Source organism: Mycoplasma todarodis, assembly GCF_004335995.1.
GTDB classification, from domain to species: domain Bacteria; phylum Bacillota_I; class Bacilli_A; order Mycoplasmatales; family Metamycoplasmataceae; genus Mycoplasma_K; species Mycoplasma_K todarodis.
This window is the reverse complement of the sequence record NZ_PSZP01000063.1, coordinates 1-2,404: the sequence shown is the minus strand read 5'-3', so window position 1 is coordinate 2,404 and position 2,404 is coordinate 1. Positions and strand designations below refer to the sequence as shown.

At 29.0% G+C, this 2,404-nt stretch carries 2 protein-coding genes; one reads left to right on the top strand and one right to left on the bottom strand.

What is annotated here, in order from left to right:
• A partial coding sequence (locus C4B25_RS04560; protein ID WP_272482654.1) for a septation ring formation regulator EzrA occupies positions 1 to 1,587 on the bottom strand: 1,587 nt, incomplete at its 3' end.
• Positions 1,588 to 1,758: 171 nt separating this feature from the next.
• Here C4B25_RS04560 and rpsD point away from each other — a divergent pair.
• Complete coding sequence (gene rpsD, locus C4B25_RS04555; RefSeq protein ID WP_131613963.1) at positions 1,759 to 2,364, top strand: 30S ribosomal protein S4; 606 nt, start codon at positions 1,759 to 1,761, stop codon at positions 2,362 to 2,364.
• Positions 2,365 to 2,404 lie beyond the last annotated feature (40 nt).

Below are 2,404 nucleotides of genomic sequence, written 5' to 3'. Positions count from 1 at the left end.
TGCGTATTTACCTGCCAAGAATTGTTTTTCTCCTTGAACAAATGCTATATTAAGTTTAGCATCCATCGCCCTATTTGGAGCAAATTCTTTAATTAAATTCCTAATCATTTTTGACATTTCAATTTTTCCACCTACAACTTTATAGTAAGACGCAACATTTTCCATAAGGTTTTTAGAGTGTTGCTCTGCTTTTCTTGCATTGAATGGTTCTATAGAAAGAGTTTGTTTTAATAATTCTTTTGTTTCTTCAATATCTACTAATTGTTGTTCTTCTTGACTAGATAATAAAATATTTGAATCAATAACTTTTGCTCTTAATGAAATCATTGCATGTTCCGCTTGCATGTATTGATTTTGAATTGTACGTTTTGTCAAATCATCTCTTCATAGTAATTCATATAAATCATTCATTAAATTAACAGCTGAAATATTTTTATTTAAAAGTATTTTCATACGTGAAAGTTTTGAAGTGAATGGAATGTTCTTATCTGACATTAGGTTTGTGAATGACATAATTGTTTCATCTAAATCTGCAATCTCAAATTTAAGGTTTGTCATTATTTCACTAACTTCTGCATTTAAAACTATTCCTCTTTGTGATTGTTTTTTTACTTCCTTACGTATTTGAACATATTGTTTTAGTGTAGATGCAACAATTTTTTGAGCAGGTATAAATTCCTTAACAAAGATATTTCTAGCTTTAATTTCTGAGTTAATAATTCTTTCGATAGCTTTTATGTTTTTAATTAAATAAATTATTTCTTCTTTAACTTCTTTTAATTTAAGATCCATAAATAGTTCTTTTGCTTTATTGAAGTTTGAAGAAAGGTTTTTAATTGAATTTGTGAAATCTATATGCGATAAATCTACTTTCAATGCATTTTCAGCATGTTGATATATACCGATTAGTTTTTTAATATAAGAAGGAATTGCATCATATAAAGTTGCTTGTATTTTTGGACCTTCATTAATAATTGTTCCGAATTCAATTATATCCACACGAATTCTTTCAATAAGTTCTGATGCTTCTCTTGTATCACCCTTTTCAATTAAACGATCGAATTTCTTTGTTCTTTGAGCAATTTGATTATTCAACACGTCTATTTTTCTCGAAACTTTATCAAGTCTAATTCTTTTTTTAGAATAACTATTTGAAATGATTCTCCCTTTTTCTCTAAATAAAGACATTTCATTTCTTAAAAATTCTTCTTGTTTAAGTACTTTATTAGCAACTTTAGAAATCTTCATTATTTTAGAAGTTAATTTCTCATTGAGTATCCCAATTTTTTCTAATTCAATTTGAAGGGTTTTTGTAGTCATCTTTTTATAAGTGATTTGTAACTCAGAAACCTCTTTATCAAGTAATTTGAATGTTTCATCTATTTGATCGAAATCTTTTGATAATTCTTCGAATAATTTTTCATATTTTCTATTAGTTTTAGCAATTATTGATATTCTTTGGTACATTATCTCTACTTTTTTGAGTCTTTCACGCTCAACAAAACTAGATGTGGATTTAACCAAATCTTCATTCTTTTTTTGGAACATAATCCTTGTGATAAGCACTATTAATGCTATTACTGATATTATATAAAAATAGTGTAAAATAAAGGAGCATATACAGCACTTAATTATTTTTTGATTAGCGTTGTCAACACAGGATTAGTAGTAAGCTCGCTGGATGCCGAACCTATTTGTGTCAACACTCCATAAAAGAAATTAAGCCTTAGTTATGCAAAAAAACTAAAGGAGATACTTATGGCAAGATATACAGGCCCAACATTTAAGAAATCAAGAAGATACGGTTTCTCAATCCTAGAAACAGGAAAAGAATTCGCTAAAGGAAAACAAAGACAAACTCCTCCAGGACAACATGGAGCTAGAAGAATTAAAATGTCAGACTACGGTCTACACTTACATGAAAAACAAAAAGTTAGATTCATGTACGGAATTAATGAAAAACAATTCAGAAAAACATTCGAAAAAGCATCTAAACTACGTGGTGTTGCCGGGATTAACTTCCTACAAATGCTAGAAACAAGATTAGACAACGTTGTTTACAGAATGGGAATGGCTGCTACAAGACGTCAAGCAAGACAACTTGTTAACCACGGTCACTTCACACTAAACGGTAAAAAAGCTGATATTGCTTCAATGCAAGTTAAACTTGGAGATGTTATTACTCTAAAAGAAAAATCAAGAAAAAACGTTCAAATCGTTGAAGCTATGGAAGCAAAAGCTCCAGCTGCATGAATTGAATTTGATAAAGCTACTTTCTCAGCTAAACTAACAAGATTACCTGAAAGAAAAGAACTTAACTCAGAAATCAATGAAGCACTTATCGTTGAGTACTACTCAAAATAATAAGAAAATTCATAATAACCTTCGGGTTATTTTTTCTTTG